The sequence below is a fragment of the Prauserella marina genome, assembly GCF_002240355.1.
Classification (GTDB): domain Bacteria; phylum Actinomycetota; class Actinomycetes; order Mycobacteriales; family Pseudonocardiaceae; genus Prauserella_A; species Prauserella_A marina.
On sequence record NZ_CP016353.1, the window covers coordinates 2247962 to 2265092 of the forward strand.

16 protein-coding genes are annotated in these 17131 nt (G+C 69.8%); 14 read left to right on the forward strand and 2 right to left on the reverse strand.

Translation table 11 applies throughout. From position 1 onward, the window contains the following. Window positions 1–8 precede the first annotated feature (8 nt). From BAY61_RS10405 to BAY61_RS33500, 3 genes are read left to right on the forward strand one after another with little or no spacing between them, the layout of a single operon-like run. Complete coding sequence (locus tag BAY61_RS10405) at window positions 9–1466, forward strand: PH domain-containing protein (protein ID WP_091798608.1); 1458 nt, start codon at window positions 9–11, stop codon at window positions 1464–1466. A gap of 31 nt (window positions 1467–1497) precedes the next feature. Then, window positions 1498–2526 (forward strand): aminotransferase class V-fold PLP-dependent enzyme, encoded by a 1029-nt coding sequence (locus BAY61_RS10410; RefSeq protein WP_091795640.1) that lies wholly within the window; start codon window positions 1498–1500, stop codon window positions 2524–2526. 25 nt (window positions 2527–2551) lie between these two features. Continuing rightward, complete coding sequence (locus tag BAY61_RS33500) at window positions 2552–3460, forward strand: hypothetical protein (RefSeq protein WP_245865967.1); 909 nt, start codon at window positions 2552–2554, stop codon at window positions 3458–3460. A 24-nt stretch (window positions 3461–3484) separates the two neighbouring features. On the opposite strand, the gene BAY61_RS10420 is transcribed toward BAY61_RS33500, so the two are convergent. Beyond that, window positions 3485–4432, reverse strand: a complete 948-nt coding sequence (locus BAY61_RS10420; RefSeq protein WP_091795644.1) for a ferritin-like domain-containing protein — start codon at window positions 4430–4432, stop codon at window positions 3485–3487. A gap of 102 nt (window positions 4433–4534) precedes the next feature. Between BAY61_RS10420 and rimP the strand changes: the two genes are divergently transcribed. From rimP to rbfA, 6 genes are all read left to right on the forward strand, one after another. After that, entirely contained in the window at window positions 4535–5074 is a 540-nt protein-coding gene (gene rimP, locus BAY61_RS10425) for a ribosome maturation factor RimP (protein ID WP_091795646.1), read from the forward strand. Continuing rightward, entirely contained in the window at window positions 5071–6117 is a 1047-nt protein-coding gene (gene nusA / locus BAY61_RS10430) for a transcription termination factor NusA (protein WP_091795649.1), read from the forward strand. The genes rimP and nusA overlap by 4 nt, the downstream gene beginning before the upstream one ends. 130 nt (window positions 6118–6247) lie before the next feature. Further along, entirely contained in the window at window positions 6248–6502 is a 255-nt protein-coding gene (locus BAY61_RS10435; protein ID WP_245865969.1) for a YlxR family protein, read from the forward strand. 87 nt (window positions 6503–6589) lie between these two features. Further along, complete coding sequence (gene infB / locus BAY61_RS10440) at window positions 6590–9574, forward strand: translation initiation factor IF-2 (RefSeq protein ID WP_091795654.1); 2985 nt, start codon at window positions 6590–6592, stop codon at window positions 9572–9574. A gap of 110 nt (window positions 9575–9684) precedes the next feature. Beyond that, window positions 9685–9978: a DUF503 domain-containing protein gene (locus tag BAY61_RS10445; RefSeq protein WP_091795657.1), complete on the forward strand. Its 294-nt coding sequence runs from the start codon at window positions 9685–9687 to the stop codon at window positions 9976–9978. A gap of 46 nt (window positions 9979–10024) precedes the next feature. Next, entirely contained in the window at window positions 10025–10471 is a 447-nt protein-coding gene (gene rbfA, locus BAY61_RS10450) for a 30S ribosome-binding factor RbfA (protein WP_091795660.1), read from the forward strand. Between the two features lie 75 nt (window positions 10472–10546). Here rbfA and BAY61_RS10455 read toward each other — a convergent pair whose 3' ends face one another. Then, complete coding sequence (locus BAY61_RS10455) at window positions 10547–11581, reverse strand: TRM11 family SAM-dependent methyltransferase (RefSeq protein ID WP_091795663.1); 1035 nt, start codon at window positions 11579–11581, stop codon at window positions 10547–10549. Between the two features lie 41 nt (window positions 11582–11622). Between BAY61_RS10455 and BAY61_RS10460 the strand changes: the two genes are divergently transcribed. From BAY61_RS10460 to BAY61_RS10480, 5 genes are all read left to right on the forward strand, one after another. After that, on the forward strand, window positions 11623–12939 hold the full coding sequence (locus BAY61_RS10460) for an MATE family efflux transporter (RefSeq protein ID WP_091795666.1): 1317 nt from the start codon (window positions 11623–11625) through the stop codon (window positions 12937–12939). Between the two features lie 171 nt (window positions 12940–13110). Next, complete coding sequence (locus BAY61_RS10465) at window positions 13111–14445, forward strand: MFS transporter (protein WP_091795669.1); 1335 nt, start codon at window positions 13111–13113, stop codon at window positions 14443–14445. Between the two features lie 28 nt (window positions 14446–14473). Further along, on the forward strand, window positions 14474–15373 hold the full coding sequence (gene truB / locus BAY61_RS10470; protein ID WP_256327926.1) for a tRNA pseudouridine(55) synthase TruB: 900 nt from the start codon (window positions 14474–14476) through the stop codon (window positions 15371–15373). 101 nt (window positions 15374–15474) lie between these two features. Beyond that, the gene (locus BAY61_RS10475) at window positions 15475–16437 is read left to right on the forward strand and encodes a bifunctional riboflavin kinase/FAD synthetase (protein WP_091795675.1); all 963 of its coding nucleotides are present in this window, start codon (window positions 15475–15477) and stop codon (window positions 16435–16437) included. Window positions 16438–16650: 213 nt separating this feature from the next. Next, window positions 16651–17130, forward strand: coding sequence for a transcriptional regulator (locus tag BAY61_RS10480; protein WP_091795678.1), 480 nt, complete (start codon window positions 16651–16653; stop codon window positions 17128–17130). Window position 17131 lies beyond the last annotated feature (1 nt).

The window sequence follows — 17131 nt, forward strand, 5'->3', positions numbered from 1 at the left end:
GCGCGCTGATGGCGGCGGGTGTCGCGGTCGCGGCGGGGGTGCCGACCGGGGTCGGCCTCGGCGGCGGGGTCTCACCCGGGTTCGCGCTCGCGGTGGTGCTGCCCTCGGCGGCCGTGCTCATTCTGGCCGTCGTGCTCTACGACGAACTGCGCTGGCGCAAGACCAGCTACCGGGTCACCGCTGATCGGGTCGAGCTGCACACCGGCATTCTCGTCCGCAAACGGCGGTCGCTGAGCAGGGACCGGATCCGCAGCGTCGACCTCACCTCCGGGCCGCTGCTGCGGGTCTTCGGCCTCGTCAACGTGAAGATCGGAACGGGAGAGCAGACCGGAGCGGGGGAGAGCTCGCTCGGGCTGTATCCCGTGCCGAAGCCGGAGGCGGAGCGGCTGCGCACCGAACTGCTCGACAGGGTGCGCGCCGTCGAGCACGGCAGGGTCGACGGCCTGCTCGCCGAGCTGAACCCGTGGTGGATCAGGTACGCGCCGATGTCGTTCGCGACACCGACGCTCGGGGTCGCGGCCTTCGGCGCGGTGTTGCAGGTCGCCGAGTGGTTCGGGCTCCAGGCCGGGGTGATCTCGTTCGTGTTCGACCGGCTGCGCGAGCTGCCGCTCGTCGTGGGAATACTCGTGCTCATCGCGATCGGCCTCGTGATCGGGGTCATCGGCTCCACCGCGCTGTTCGTGGAGATGTGGTGGGGTTTCCGCCTCGAACGTGAGCGGGCCGGAACCCTGCGCGTGCGCAGGGGATTGCTGACCACGCGCTCGATTTCCCTTGAGGAGAAACGACTTCGCGGGATCGAACTGGTCGAGCCACTCGGCAACAGGGTGGTGGGTGCCGCCAGGATCGACGCCGTCGCCACCGGGCTGAGCCAGCAGAAGGACAACGAGAAGACCGACCACAAGACGCTGCTGCCTTCGGCGCCGGTAGCCGAGGCCAACCGGGTCGCGGCCGTGGTGCTCGGCGAGGGAGTGTCGCCGACGGAGTCGGTGCGGCTGGCAGGACATCCCGTCGCGGCGAGGGGGCGCAGGCTGCGGTGGTCGATGGCCACGGTCGCCGTGCCGGTGCTGGCGCTGCTCGTGCTGGGCCTGCTGGTGGCCGAGATTTTCCTGCACCTCGCCTGGATTTCGGCGCTCGTGCTGATCCCGGTGGGTGTGCTGCTCGCGCTCGACGCCTACCGCAACCTCGGGCACGGCATCACCGGCGACTACCTCGTCGCCCGCAGCGGAACGGTGCGCAGGGGCACCGTCGCGTTGCAGCGGCGTGGCGTCATCGGCTGGACCGCGAAGCAGTCGGTGTTCCAGCGGAGGGCGGGGCTGATCACGCTGACCGCGACCACGGCGGCCGGGGTCGGCGGGTATTCGGTGTACGACGTGGGGCAGGCAGAGGGGCTCGCCTTCGCCGAGACCGCGGTACCCGACCTGTTCGGACCTTTCCTCGATCGCGAGGAGGCCCCGGCTTCCCGGTGATCTCCCGGCCGTCGTTGGCTAGGGTCGGGAGATGCGCCACGCTTTCGACGCCGATTTCGCCGTACCGGCGGGATATCTGAACACGCCGAGCATCGGCGTTCCGCCGTCGGCGGTGGCCGATGCCGTCGCCGAGGCGGTGCGGCGGTGGCGAGAGGGCGAGGACACTCCGCCGAGCTTCGACGGAGCCGTCGCCGTCTCACGGCGTTCCTTCGCCGCGCTGGCCGGTGTTCCCGAGCAGCGGGTCGCCATCGGGGCGAGCGTGTCGCAGGCTGTTTCCTCGGTCGCCGCCGGCCTTCCCGACGGCGCGAGGGTCCTCGTCGCCGAGGCCGAGTTCACCAGCGTCAGTTTCCCGTTCGCGGCGCAGGCGCACAGGGGCATCACCGTGCGGCAGGTCCCGCTCGCCGCTCTTCCGTCCAGTGTGGACGGACACGATCTGGTCGCGGTGAGCGTCGCCCAGTCGGTAGACGGGGCCCTCGTCGACCTGGCCGCGCTGCGGGCCGCGGCCGAGCACGCGGGTGCCGCCGTGCTGCTCGACGTGACACAGGCGGCGGGCTGGCTGCCGCTCGCGCTCGACTGGGCCGACTGGGTGGTGGGAGCCGCGTACAAATGGCTGCTGTCGCCACGGGGCGCGGCGTGGCTCGCGGTGCACCCGCGAGCGCTGGACTCCGCGGTACCCGTCGCGGCCAACTGGTACGCGGGCGAGGATCCGTGGCAGTCCACCTACGGTCTCCCGCTGCGACTCGCCGACGGTGCTCGCCGGTTCGACCTCTCCCCGGCCTGGCTCGCCTTCACCGGTGCCGCCGTCGCGTTGCCGTATCTCGCGAGTCTCGACGCCGACGCGGTGCAAGCCCATTGCACCGGTCTCGCCGACGGCCTGCGCGCCGAACTGGGCCTTGAACCCCAGGGCAGTGCGATCGTATCGCTGGAAGCCGAAGGCGCTGCGCAGCGGCTTGCGGAGCACGGTGTGGTGGCGAGCGTCCGGGCTGGAAAGGCGCGGCTGGGTTTCCACATCTACAACACCTGGAATGACGTGGACCGGGTGCTGGACGCGTTGCGCTGAGGGCGGTCGACTACGGTCACGATCCGTGGCTGGACAGCAGTTCGTTCCCCGAGCGAGTGACACGGCGCCGTTGCCCGCGGTTGGTCAACGGCCCGTCCCCCAGGGGCAACCTCCCCAGGGACAGCAGGGCCCGCCAGGCCCGCAGGGCTATCCCGCCCCGCCCGCGCAGCACGGCCAGCACGGCCGTCAGGGGCAACAACCTCAGCAGAGCCAACCCAACCCGCACCGCCAGCAGGCCCCGTACGGCTGGCAGCAAGCCCAGCAAGCCCAGCACAGTCACCCGAGGGGGCAGCAGCAGGGCTCTGGCTCCGCGGGCGGGCCGCCGGCGCGGCAGGGCGGCTCAGGTGGTCCGCGCCTGCTCGCGCAGGCGGGCGCGCTGGTCGCGGTGGCCGTGATAGCGGGGCTGGTGTGGTGGCTGGTTCGCCACGACGGCGGGCCGGGGGACGTGGCCGCGCCGCCATCCGAACAGCAACAGGAGGAGCCGGACCCGCTGACCAGCGGTGAATTCCACTATCAGACGGCGGGCGGCCCGCTGATCTCCGACGACTGCGTCGCCAATTCCTACGGCAAGGTCGTGGCCTGGTTCGAGAACCATCCGTGCAAGCGGGTGTCACGCGCGCTGTACGCGGTCGAGCACGAGGGAGCCCGTGCTCTGGTGTCGGTCGTGCTCGTGACCATGCCGAGCGCGAACGAGGCCCAGCAGCTCAAGCTGACCACCGACACCGATGGCACTGGCAACATCAACGACCTGATCAGGGACGAGACGGTGACCATCCCTGACGCGCCCAACGTCGCGCAGGGGGAGTACGCGTCGAAGGTCGAGGACACCGACGTGATCATCGTCGAGGCGGCGTTCTTCGGCGATCACGACGACGCCGACCTGCTGGCCAGGATCGGCAGCGACGCGCTGCGGCTGGGGCCCGTGCTGCGCTGAGCTCCGGGCAGCTGACCGCGGGGCTCAGTCCCTTCCGGGAAGCGCGACCGCCGCTGGCTGCCTGCCCGCTTCCATCCGCCAGCTCGTGCCTCGGGTGGCCGAGCCGATCAGCGAGTCGGCGGCCAGCGCGCGCAGTCCGGCGTCGCCGGTGCGTTCGAGCACGCCGTGCCAGGCTCCCGCCGCGTCCGACTCGGCAGTGATCACCAGGGCGACGGCGGAGGGCTCGTCGGTGACCTCGTCGGGAGCGAGGTAGGCCGTCTCGGCGGGGACGGGCGCCGTGCCTGCGGCGGCAAGTACCCGTTCGCACGCGTCCCTGCGGTCCCGGTGCGCGGCGGCTCCGGCGTCGATGCCCTTGCCGAAGTCGGCGGGAAGGAAAGCGCTCACCAGCCCGTACGCCCACACCGCCGCGTGCTCGGCAGCCAGCGCCCTCTGCACGGCCTCGACCGATTCCGCGGGCAGCTGTCCCGTCCTGGCCGGATCGAGTTCGCCGGGCTGCCCCGCGCCGAGTTCGGGGGAGAGCTGTTGCAGCGCGGCGCATCCGGCCGCGACCGAACCGGTCAGGCCCGCGCGGAAGGCGGGAACGGACGCGGTCAGTGTCGCGGCCTGCTCGCGGGCCTCGCGCAGCCGCTCGCTCAGCGCGGCGAGGTCGGCGACCGGGCCGGGCGGTGTGCCACCGCCATCCTCCGGTCTCGGTTTGTTCAGCCGGTCCAGCTCGGCCTTGAGCGCGCTCGCCTGAGCCGAGCGTGCCGTGGCGACCTGCTCGGCCAGCGTTGAAACATCGCCCGAACCCGAACCAGCGAGCGCCCTCGCGGCCGCCGCGTCGGCTTCCGCCCGCTCCCACAGCGGCAGGAGCTGGTCCGGGCTGTCGTCGTAGCCGGAGCACGCCGTCGCTCCCGCCAGGGGTACGGCGAGCACGGCGAGCGCTGCGGCCCGCAGCAGATTGCGGCGGTTCAGGGGCGGAAGGGCACTCACGGGATGCCATCCTGCCAGCAGGGGGCCGATGCCCGGCGGAACCGGGTCGCGGCAAGATAAGCTGGACCACCACTTTCGAATAGGACAACGGGGAGCATCACGGTGCCCAACGAACTCGCCAGTCGGCTGGAGCCCCTTGTGGCCGAAGCCGTCGAGGCCGCGGGTTTCGATCTAGACGCGCTCGACGTGCAACAGGCAGGTCGGCGCAAGCTGGTCAAGGTAGTGGTCGACGGCGACGACGGTGTCGGACTCGACGAGGTCGCCGAGATCAGCAGGGCCGTCTCCGCGGTGCTCGACGCCAACGAACACCTCATCGCGGGCGCCTACACGCTTGAGGTCACGTCGCCGGGAACCGACCGGCCGCTGACCAAGCAGCGGCATTGGCGCAGGGCGAAGTACCGCCAGGTCCGGATCACGCCAACCGAAGGAGCCGAGTACGTCGGCAGAGTCGGCGAGGCCGCGGAGCGATCCGCGCGCGTGCTCGTCGCGGGCACCGTCCGCGACGTCAGCTATGCCGACGTGGTCAAGGCGGTGATCGAGATCGAGTTCAAGCAACCACCAGCCGAAGAACTCAGACTGCTGGAGGCCGATGCCAGCGGCACGATCGGCGACAGTGCCGAAGCGAAGGAGGAGTCGAGGTGAACGTCGACATCGCGGCACTTCGCGCGATCGAGCGCGATAAGGACATCCCCTTCGAGACAGTGCTGGAGGCGATCGAGACAGCGCTGCTGACGGCCTACAAGCACACCGAGGGCCACCAGTCGCACGCCAAGATCGACATCGACCGCAAGACCGGTTATGTCAGGGTGCTCGCGCACACGCTCGACGAGGGTGGCGCGGTCGCCGAGGAATGGGACGACACGCCGGAGGGCTTCGGCCGCATCGCGGCGACCACCGCGCGGCAGGTGATCCTGCAACGGCTGCGCGACGCCGAGCACGAGCGGACCTATGGCGAGTTCTCCGCGAAGGAGGGCGAGATCGTCGCCGGTGTCATCCAGCGCGACGCGAGGGCCAACGCGCGGGGCATGGTGATCGTTCAGGTCGGCGACACCGAGGGCGTGCTGCCGGCGGCCGAGCAGGTGCCTGGCGAGGTCTACCAGCACGGGAGCAGGATCAAGGCGTACGTCGTCGGCGTCTCGCGCAGTGCGAGGGGCCCGCAGATCACGTTGTCGCGGACCCATCCGAATCTCGTGCGCAAGCTGTTCGCGCTGGAGGTTCCCGAGATCGCCGACGGCACCGTCGAGATCGCGGCCGTCGCCAGGGAAGCAGGCCACCGGTCCAAGATCGCGGTGCGCTCCACGGTGTCGGGAGTCAACGCGAAGGGCGCGTGCATCGGCCCTGTCGGCGCGCGGGTCCGCAACGTCATGAGCGAACTCGGCGGCGAGAAGATCGACATCATCGACTACTCGGAGGATCCGGCGCGCTTCGTCGGGAATGCGTTGTCGCCCGCGAAGGTTGTGTCGGTCAAGGTGGTCGACGAGCGAGCCAAGACGGCACGTGTCGTCGTCCCCGACTTCCAGCTCTCGCTCGCGATCGGCAAGGAGGGCCAGAATGCCCGCCTCGCGGCCCGGTTGACCGGGTGGCGGATCGACATCAGGAGCGACGCCGCACCGGATGCCGGGCCCCAGCAACAGGCCACGCCGGACGATTCGCCGCACGCAGCGGCAACCGGTTCGGCTGAGTGATTGACCACGGGCTAAACTGGAAGTGGTGCAACGCTCGCGGTCGGCTGACGCCTGTCATGGGAACGGAACAACACCGGTCCGTACCTGTATCGGGTGCCGGCGGCGAGCGTTGATCGGAGAGCTGTTGCGCGTGGTCGCAACGGATGGGCGGTTGGCCGTCGACACTCGTCGGCGGCTACCTGGACGAGGTGCCTGGTTGCATCCGTCGCTGGACTGCCTTTCCGCTGCCGAACGGCGGCGGGCGTTTCCCAGGGCACTTCGGGTCCAGGGTTCGCCGGCGGTCGAGGCGGTGCGGCAACATCTGGAGCAGCTCGCCGACCAGAATGAGGACCCGGGGCGTTCCCGGGTCCAGTCGGAACCAAGGAAGCAGGTCGACCCGTCATGAGTCAGCCGTGAAGCTGAAGCCATGAACGCGCGACGATAGGACGAGGTCTGCGGGTCCAGCCGCCGACCTCATCAGTTGAGGAGAGCAGTGGCAGGCAAGGCCCGCGTGCATGAGCTCGCCAAAGAGCTTGGTGTCACGAGCAAGGAAGTACTCGCCAAACTCAAGGAGCAGGGCGAGTTCGTGAAGTCCGCATCTTCCACCGTCGAGGCGCCCGTCGCCAGGCGGTTGCGGGATGCCTTCACGACGACGAAGGACGGCAAGGGCGGCAGGAACCGTCAGGCCGCCCAGGGAGGCAATAACGGTTCCGGGTCCGCCCCTTCGGCGAAGCCGGCGCCAGCTCCCAACCGTCCAGCCCCGCCCGCATCGAACGAGCAGGCGACCCCGCAGTCAGGTCAGTCGCAGGCGCCCAAGCCGGGGCCCGCGGCACCGAAACCTGGCCCGGCGGCGCCGAAGCCGGGACCCGCGGCACCCAAGCCGGCGGAGCAGATCCCGGCTGCCAAGGCGGCTCCCGCGCCTCCGCAGGAGGAACAGCAGCCGCAGCAGCAGAAGCAGTCGCAGCAGCAGGGTGGTGGCGACCAGCAGTCCCAGCAGGGATCGGTCGTTCCCCCGAAGCCGCAGGGGCCCAAGCCGGCCAAGCCAGGGCCGAAGCCGGGTCCCCGTCCTCCCAGGGTCGGCAACAACCCCTTCGGCGTCGGCTCCGGCGCGCCGGCACCGCGTCCCTCCTCGCCGCGTCCAGGCGGCGGTCAGCAGGGTGAGCGCGGCGGCCAGCGGCCGGGAGGCGACCGGCCGGCCGGCGGCCCGCGCGGCGGATCCGGCGGCGGCAACCGGCCGACCCCCGGCAACATGCCGCCGAGGCCCAACCCCGGCATGATGCCGACCCGGCCCGCGCGGCCCGGCGGTGGTCCCGGTGGTGGCCGTGGCGGTCCCGGCGGCGGTCGTGGTGGCCCCGGTGGTGGCCGTGGTGGTCCCGGTGGCGGCGCTGGCGGCGGCCGTGGCGGTCCCGGTGGCGGCGGCGGTGGCGGTTACCGCGGCGGCGGTGGTGGTGGCTACCGTGGCGGCCCCGGCGGCGGTGGCGGCGGCGCTCCTGCCGGTGGCGGCGGAGGTTTCCGTCCCGGTGGTGGCCGTGGCGGTCCCGGTGGCCGTGGCGGCACGGCCGGTGCGTTCGGCCGTCCTGGTGGTCCCTCGCGCAAGGGCCGCAAGTCGAAGCGGCAGAAGCGCCAGGAGTACATGGAGAACATGCAGGCGCCTTCGGTCGGTGGTGTGCGGCTGCCCAAGGGTGGTGGCGAGACCATCCGGTTGCCGCGCGGCGCCTCGCTGACCGACTTCGCCGAGAAGATCGACGCCAACCCGGCTTCGCTGGTGCAGGTGTTGTTCCACCTCGGCGAGATGGTCACCGCGACGCAGTCCGTCTCCGAGGACGTGCTCGAACTGCTCGGCACGGAGATGAACTACAACGTGCAGGTGGTCAGCCCAGAGGAGGAGGACCGCGAGCTGCTTGAGGCCTTCGACATCAGCTACGGCGAGGACGCCGGTGGCGAGGAAGACCTCCAGGTGCGGCCCCCGGTCGTCACCGTCATGGGCCACGTCGACCACGGTAAGACCCGCCTTCTGGACACCGTCCGGAAGACGAAGGTCGCCGAGGGCGAGGCAGGCGGCATCACCCAGCACATCGGTGCCTACCAGGTGGAGACCGAGCTGGAGGGCAACCCCCGGCTCATCACCTTCATCGACACCCCCGGTCACGAGGCGTTCACCGCCATGCGTGCCCGTGGCGCGCAGGCCACCGACATCGCGGTGATCGTCGTGGCCGCCGACGACGGCGTCATGCCGCAGACGATCGAGGCCATCAACCACGCGCAGGCGGCGAAGGCGCCGATCGTGGTCGCGGTCAACAAGATCGACAAGGAAGGCGCCAACCCGCAGAAGATCAGGCAGCAGCTCACCGAGTACGGCCTCGTCGCCGAGGAGTACGGCGGCGAGACGATGTTCGTGGACATCTCCGCGAGGCAGAACCTCAACATCGACGCGCTGCTCGAAGCGATCCTGCTGACCGCGGACGCGACGCTGGACCTGAGGGCCAACCCGGACATGGAGGCCCAGGGCGTCGCGATCGAGGCACACCTCGACCGAGGGCGTGGTCCGGTCGCCACGGTGCTCGTCCAGCGCGGCACGTTGCGCATGGGCGACTCGGTGGTCGCGGGCGACGCCTACGGCAGGGTGCGCCGGATGGTCGACGAGTACAACCGCGATGTCACCGAGGCACTGCCGTCGAGGCCGGTGCAGGTCATCGGGTTCACCTCGGTGCCGAGGGCGGGCGACACGTTCCTCGTCGTCGAGGAGGACAGGGTCGCGCGGCAGATCGCGGAGCGCAGGCAGGCCAGGATCCGCAACGCGGAGAACGCGGCCAAGCGCAAGCGCGTCAGCCTTGAGGACCTGGACTCCGCGCTCAAGGAGACCAACAGCCTCAACCTGATCATCAAGGGTGACAACTCGGGTACCGTCGAGGCGCTCGAAGCCTCCCTGATGCAGATCGACGTCGGCGACGAGGTCGAACTCAACATCGTGCACCGCGGCGTCGGTGGCGTGACCGAGAGCGACATCGACCTCGCGACGGCATCCGACGCGATCGTGCTCGGATTCAACGTGCGGGCACAGGGCAAGGCGACCGAGCGGGCCAACCGCGAAGGCGTCGACGTCCGGTACTACACGGTGATCTACCAGGCGATCGACGAGATCGAGCAGGCTCTCAAGGGCATGCTCAAGCCGGAGTACGAAGAGGTCGAGCTCGGCAAGGCGGAGGTCCGCGAGGTCTTCAAGTCTTCCAAGCACGGCACCATCGCCGGTTGCATCGTCACCGCGGGAGAGATCAGGCGCAACGCCAAGGCGAGGCTGCTTCGCGACAACGTCGTTGTCTCGGAGAACCTGCCGGTCAACTCGTTGCGGCGGTTCAAGGACGACGTGGTCGAGGTCCGTGAGGGCTTCGAGTGCGGTCTGACGCTCGGGAAGTTCTCCGACATCAAGGTCGGCGACGTCATCGAGACCTACGAACAGCGCGAGAAGCCGCGCGCGTAAGCGGCGAGGAGAGCTGGGCGGGGGCCATCGGTCCCCGCCCAGCTTTCTGCAAGGCAGGACATGCGGGCCGGACATGTCCGCGACGGCGGCCGATACAACGACGGTGAGCGATGTACCTGGGTTCTCTTGAACTGGATGTGCTGCTCGGTGACGTGCGTTCGCTGAAGCAGAAGCGGTCGGCGGTGCGCCCGATCATCGCCGAGGTGCGCAAGCGCTTCGACGTGTCGGTCGCCGAGGCAGGCCATCAGGATCTGCATCGCAGAACGTTGCTTGGAGTGGCCGTGGTCGCCGCGGACGGCGAGCATGTGAGGGATGTGCTGGACGCGTGCGAACGGCTCGTCGCGGCACGACCGGATGTCGAGCTTCTTTCGGTACGCCGCAGGTTGCTCGGTCCCGAGGATTAGCAGGCCGCCCGCCGAGCGGCTGAGTGAGAAAGTAAGGGGGTGCGTCGTGGCTGATCAGGCACGTGCACGGAGGTTGGCCAAGCGGATAGCGCAGATCGTCGCTTCCGCGCTGGAACACGAGGTCAAGGATCCGCGCCTGGGAAATGTGACCGTCACCGATGCGAAGATCACCGGCGACCTGAGGGACGCCACGGTCTACTACACGGTGCTCGGCGAAAGCCTCGACAGCGCGCCCGACTTCGCGGGCGCCGCGGCCGCGCTGGAATCGGCGCGGGGCGTGCTGCGAACGAAGGTCGGCCAGGGTACGGGGGTTCGGTACACGCCGACCCTGACGTTCGTGGCCGACAGCGTTCCGGCCGACGCGAGGCACATCGACGAGTTGCTCGCCAAGGCGAGGGAGGCTGACGCGGAGGTCGCCCGTCAGGCGACCGGCGCCGCGCATGCCGGGGAAAGCGATCCCTACCGGCCTCCCCGCGAGGACGAGACCGAATAGCGCTGCCGGACAAAGCCCGCTGCCCTCCACCGCGATGGTGGAGGGCAGCGTTGTTTCCGTCGTGCCGGGGCCTGGCTACTTGGTCGCGACCAGTACATCGCGCACGATAGCCTGGTCCACCCGGTGCGACAGCTCGTCGAAGCCGTCGCCTTCGCGGACGGTGAGCCCGGCCTTGCGCAGGATGTCCGCGAGTTCGTCCCGTTTCGCGACGTTGGTGTTCCACGAGATCCCCATCGCGCCGCCCTCGCGCAGCACTCTGCTCCACCCGGGTACGGCGGCGGCGAGCAGTTCGCGGGGGCCTCTCGACAAACTCGCATCGGCCGACTTGCTGCCGTGCTGAACGCCGTACGGCGCGTCGGTGACGATGACGTCGACCGATTCCTTGCGCAGCAGCTGGTCGGTTTCCAGCGTGTCGCAGTTGAGGTAGGTCAGTGTGCGGGTCTCGCCCGCCTTGTACTGCTCCTTGCTCGCCGCGTACTCGATGTCCATGCGCCGTCCGAGCCGGATCTTGTTGCGGCGAAGGGGGGTCGTCTCCGCGCTGTGCTTGAGCCGCTTCTGCCGCAGCCAGGTCTTGATGAACTGCTGGTAGGCGTCGAAGTCCTTGCCGTCGACCTCGACACCGATGGCGTCGTGACCGCGCATCATCGCGAGGTTGAGCGTCGTTCCCCTGCCGCACAGCGGATCCAGCACCCGCAGCGGCTCGCCCAGCAGCGCGCCCGCGCGCGAGGAGGCCAGCACGGTCAGGTTGAACAGCAGAGTGGTGAACAGCTCGTTGGTCTTGCCGGAGTACTTCTGGATCGTCAGCAGGTCGGAGCCGAAGACCCCGGGCGCGTCCAGCGACAGCGGGCGAAGAAGTTCGCCGCTGATCTCGAAAAGCACGTAGGCCGACGACAGGTTCGACAGGTAGGTGACGTCGGTGTCGGTCAGCGGGGCGGCGGTCATAAAGGTGACGTAGTCGGCGCCCCCGATCCGCCGGGTGCCGATGTCGGAGGGCGCCGTGGACAGCACGGTCGTCCCGAACGCGGCCAGTTCGGAACGCAGCAGGCCGGTCGAGGTCTCCGTGTAGACCCGGTTGGCCGAAGGCAGGATGAGGATCGCGTACTCAGGCATCGCGCAGCAGCCTAGCCCGCCCGCGTGGTTAGGCTCGGCTGGTGGTCAACGTGGTGGAGGAGCGCGTCCCGGCACGCAAGGTGTTCGGTCTCGCCGTTCCCGCGCTGGGGGTTCTCGCGGCCGAGCCGCTCTACGTTCTCGTCGACACGGCGGTGGTGGGGCATCTCGGCGCGTTGCCGCTGGCCGGTCTCGCGCTCGGCGGCGTGCTGCTGTCGCTGGTCTCCACCCAGCTGACGTTTCTTTCCTACGGCACGACGGCGCGCACGGCCAGATTGCACGGCGCGGGCCGCCGCGCGGAGGCGGTGAGCGAGGGAGTACAGGCGACCTGGCTCGCGCTGGCGGTGGGACTCGTCGTGCTCGGGCTCGGTCAGCTCTTCGCCGAGCCCATCGCCTCGGCGATGTCGGGGGACGAGGCGGTCACCGCCGAGGCGGTGTCGTGGCTGCGGATCGCGCTGTGCGGCGCGCCCATGATCCTGGTGACGATGGCGGGCAACGGCTGGATGCGCGGCGTCCAGGACGCGGTGCGCCCGCTGCGGTACGTGCTGGTTGGCAACGCGATCTCGGCCGTGCTGTGCCCGGTCCTGGTCTATCCGGTCGGCTGGGGGCTCGAAGGCTCGGCGATCGCCAACGTCGTCGCGCAGACCATCTCCGGCGGGTTGTTCCTGCGCGCGCTCGCCCGCGAGCGCGCGGGTCTGCGGCCACACCCTTCGGTCATGTGGGCGCAGCTCACACTTGGTCGCGACCTCGTGTTGCGCAGCCTCGGCTTCCAGGCGTGCTTCCTGTCGGCGGCCACGGTCGCCGCCCGCACCTCGACCGAGGCGGTCGGCGCGCACCAGGTGGTTCTGCAGTTGTGGACGTTCCTTTCGCTGGTACTCGACTCGGTCGCCATCGCGGCGCAGTCGCTCATCGGCGCGGCGCTCGGCGGGGGATCCAGTCGCAAGGCGCGCGGGGTCGCCACCCAGATCGCCAGGTACGGCCTGATCTTCGGCTGCTTCCTGTGCGCGGTGTTCGCCGCGCTGTCCCAGGTGTTGCCGCACGCGTTCACCTCGGATCCGGGCGTGCTCGGCGAGATACCGCACGCGTGGTGGTTCTTCGTCGCGCTGCAACCGGTCGCCGGAGTGGTGTTCGCGCTCGACGGGGTCCTGCTCGGCGCCGGTGACGCCGCGTTCCTGCGCAACGCCACCATCGCCAGCGCGGTCGGCGGGTTCCTCCCGATGATCTGGGCCTCGCTCGCGTTCGGCTGGGGGCTCACCGGCATCTGGGCAGGGCTGTCGCTGTTCATGCTGGCGCGGCTCGGTTTCGTGCTGGCGCGCTGGCGGTCCGGCAAGTGGGCGGTCGTCGGCGCCGTGCGCGCCTGACGGTCTTGTGGCGAAAGAGCACAGTCCTTGCAGCGCAAGGCATCCACGCGGTGTGGGCAACAACACTTCGGTAACGGGTATGTTTCGGCGATGGTTAGCCGATACAACTAACGGGACGGCGGTGCAGGCGTCCTCACGCCAACACACACTCGTCGTCTTGGAGGGAGTTCCTTGCCGTCCCGTGGCCCAGCGTCCACGCGTGCCAGTACACGGTCCTGGTTGATCTGGCTGACCGCCGCCTCCGTCTACGTTCTCGCCGTATTCCATCGCACGTCGTTCGGGGTCGCCGGTCTCGAAGCCGCCGACCGCTTCGGTGTCGGCGCCGCCGCGCTGAGCACCTTCACCGTGTTGCAGCTCGGTGTCTACGCCGTCATGCAGATCCCCACCGGGGTGCTCGTCGACCGGTACGGGCCCCGCAACATCCTCACCGCGGCACTGGTGTTCCTCTCCGCCGGACAGATCCTGATCGCCGTCGCGAGCACCTACACGCTGGGGCTCGTCGCCCGCGGCGTGCTCGGCCTCGGCGACGCCATGACCTTCGTGTCCGTGCTGCGGCTGGCGGCGAACCATTTCCCGGCCAGGCAGTACATGTTCGTCACCGCCCTCACCGGCGCGCTCGGCTTCGCCGGCAACCTCGCGGCCACGCTGCCGCTGACCCTGCTGCTCGCGGGGCCTGGCTGGCTGCCGACCTTCCTCGGCGCCGGACTGGTGACCATCGTGTTCGTCGGGGTCGTGCAGTGGCGGGTACACGACACGCCGACCGCGAAGGTCGTCGAGTCTCCGTCGGTTCCGGCGGGGGAGATCGGCAAGCAGGTTCTCGGCGCGCTGCGCGTGCCGGGCACCCGGCTCGGGTTCTGGACCCACTTCTCGACGATGTTCGGCCAGAACGTGCTCGTGCTGTTGTGGGGAGTGCCCTATTTGGTGCAAGGACAGGGATATTCGGTGACCACGGCCAGTTCGCTGCTCATGGTCTTCGTCGTCGGCGCGATGTGCGGCGGGCCCTTCGTCGGCACGCTCGTCGGACGACGGCCCGAGGTCCGGATGCCGCTGGTGCTCGGTTTCCTCGGTGGCAGCGCGCTCGTGTGGGCGGTGTTGCTGAGCTGGCCGGGCACCGTCCCCATCGGAGTGCTCATTCCCTCGTTCCTCGTGCTGAGCTTCGGCGGCCCCGTCTCGTCGGTCGGATTCGCGCTGGCGCGCGACTACAACCCGCTGCCGAGGGTCGGCACCGCGACCGGCGTCGTCAACGTCGGCGGCTTCTGCGCGACGACGATCACCGCGCTGCTGATCGGTGTCCTGCTGGAACTGACGGGAGGGGACTTCCGGATCGCGTTGTCCTCCGTCGTCGTCGTGCTCGCGTTCGGGTCGTGGCGGATGTTCGTCTGGTACCGCAGGGCAAGGGCGGCGGTGTTCGCGGCGCAGGCGCGCGGCGAATCGGTGCCGGTGCGGTTGCGGCGGCACCGCTGGGATGTCGCGAGGGAACAGGAGAGGGTGGCCGCCACGGTCTGATCGAGGGGCATCGATAGGGTGTTCGGTCGTGTCCAGACAGCCCGCACAGGCGCCTCCGCCCCCCGGTCTCCTCGTCGTCGACAAGCCGAGCGGGATGACCTCACACGACGTCGTCGCCAAGGCCCGCCGGTTCATGGGCACTCGCAAGATCGGGCACGCGGGCACCCTCGATCCCATGGCCACCGGTGTGCTCGTGCTCGGTATCGAGCGGGCAACCAAGCTGCTCGGACATCTCGCTCTCGACCGCAAGACCTATCTGGCGACGCTGTCGCTCGGTGCCTCGACGACGACCGACGACGCCGAGGGCGAGCTGCTGGAGCAGACCGACCCTTCCGGCGTCGGCGACGAGCGGATCCACGCCGGGGTCGCCACCCTCACCGGTGATCTCCAGCAGGTGCCGAGCGCGGTGAGCGCGGTCAAGGTCGACGGCAAGCGGGCTTATGCCAGGGTGCGCGACGGCGAGAAGGTGGAGCTGCCGCCCCGGCCGGTGACCGTGTACCGGTTCGACGTGCTCGCGCTGCGCAGGACACCGGGCAGGATCGAGATCGACGCGATGATCGACTGTTCCTCCGGAACGTATGTCAGGGCACTGGCAAGGGACTTGGGTGCCGACCTCGGCGTCGGAGGGCATCTCGCGGCGCTGCGCAGGACGACCGTCGGGCCGTTCAGCCTCGCGACCGCCCGCACCCTCGACCGGATCGAGCGGGAGCCCGCGTTGTCGATGAGTCTTGAGGACGCCGTGGCCGCGGCATTTCCCAGCAGGAACGTCGACGCCGTCACCGCCCGCGCGGTCAGGCATGGGCAGCGCATCCCCGCCGCCGGTATCGCCGGTACCTACGGGGTTTTCGGACCGGATGGCACGGTGCTGGCGCTGGCCGCCGACGAGGGGGGCACCGCGCGCACCGTGGTCGTGCTCGCGCCCGCCTAGCCTGGCCGTCCCTCGGGTGCTCCGCACGCTCCGTGACGCTCGTCCCGGCCCGTGACCCTGCTGTCGCCGGGTGCCGCTGACCCCGACTACGCTTCGAGTCCGTGCTGCGTTGGAGGGGTTTGAACGACCTGCCCGGTGGTTGGGGACGTTGTGTGGTCACGATCGGCGTTTTCGACGGCGTCCATCGAGGACACCAGGCGTTGATCAACAGGACGGTGGAGGCCGCCGCGCGACGCGGTCTCCCGAGTGTGGTGCTGACCTTCGATCCGCATCCCTCCGAGGTACTGCGGCCCGGCAGTCATCCCGCCCAGTTGACCACCCTGCGCAGGAAGGCCGAGCTGGTCGAGCGGCTCGGGGTCGACGTGTTCGCGGTACTGCCGTTCACCCTCGAACTGTCCAAGCTGACTCCCGACGAGTTCGTGCACGAGGTCCTTGTCGACAAGCTGCACGCCGCGGCCGTGATCGTGGGGGAGAACTTCACCTTCGGTCACAAGGCCGCCGGTGACGTGCAGACGCTGCGCACCCTCGGCAAGCGGTTCGGCTTCGTGGCCCAGGGCGCCAAGCTCCAGGGCAGGCACCTTCCCGGTGAGCAGGACGACAGCGAGATCACCTTCTCCTCGACCTACGTGCGCTCGTGCATCGACGCGGGCGACGTCGTCGCCGCCGCCGACGCGCTCGGCAGGCCACACCGGCTCGAAGGCATCGTCGTGCGCGGCGACGGCAGGGGGCACGACCTCGGCTTTCCGACAGCCAACCTCTCCGCGCCCCGGTACGCGGCGATTCCGGCCGACGGCGTGTACGCGGGCTGGTTCACCCGTGCGGCCAAACCGGACGACAAGCTCGCCGCCGCCATCTCGGTTGGCACCAATCCCACGTTCTCGGGGCGCGAGCGCACCGTGGAGGCGTTCGTGCTGGACGTCGACGAGGACTTCTACGGCCAGCACGTCGCGATCGACTTCGTGTCGCGGCTAAGGGGACAGATCGCTTTCGACGGCCCTGACGCGCTGGTCGAGAAGATGACCGCGGACGTCGCCGAGACCCGGCGCGTGCTGCGGGAGGTATGACGGGGTGCGTGACAGCGGTATGACAGCTCTTTGACAGCTTCCCCGGCAGCCTCCGGTGCGACCGGCCGGACGAGTGCGTGACGGCATTCGGGTGCGAAAGCGAAGGGGCCGTCCGTTCTGCCCTTCACGTCGTATTCGACCTGGCAGGATGCCCCCAGAATCGGAGGTGTCACCCGGTCCTGGGGACACCGGAAAAGGGGAGCAGGGCTGACTGTGGAGGACCACGAAATCGTCCAGCGGAACATCGCACTGCAACGGGAGTGGTACGGGGAGCCGTTGGGTGACAGGGTGCGCAGGCTGGTCGCGGCCTTCGACGTATCCCAGGCGTCCCTGTCGGAGGTTCTCGGCATCAGCGCACCGATGTTGAGCCAGGTGATGAGCGGCAGACGCGCGAAGATCGGAAACCCGCTGGTGCTGGCCAGACTCATCATGCTCGAACGCAAGGTGCTCACCCCCGGCGTCGCGGCGGGAAGCAAAAGCGCGCTCAAGGCCGCGCTTGAGGACGTGAGAACCGCCAGACCGCGCGTCGGCAGGGACAGCCTTCCCGTCGGTGAAGGGCAGGACGACCAGGCCGTGCTCGCCGGGCTGCGCGAGGTGGCCGAGGACGAGGGCCTGCTCCGCGCGGCGGAGCGGCTCGACGCCGACTACCCCGCCCTCGCCGACCTGCTGCGAAGGGCAGGCAAGAGCGGATAGG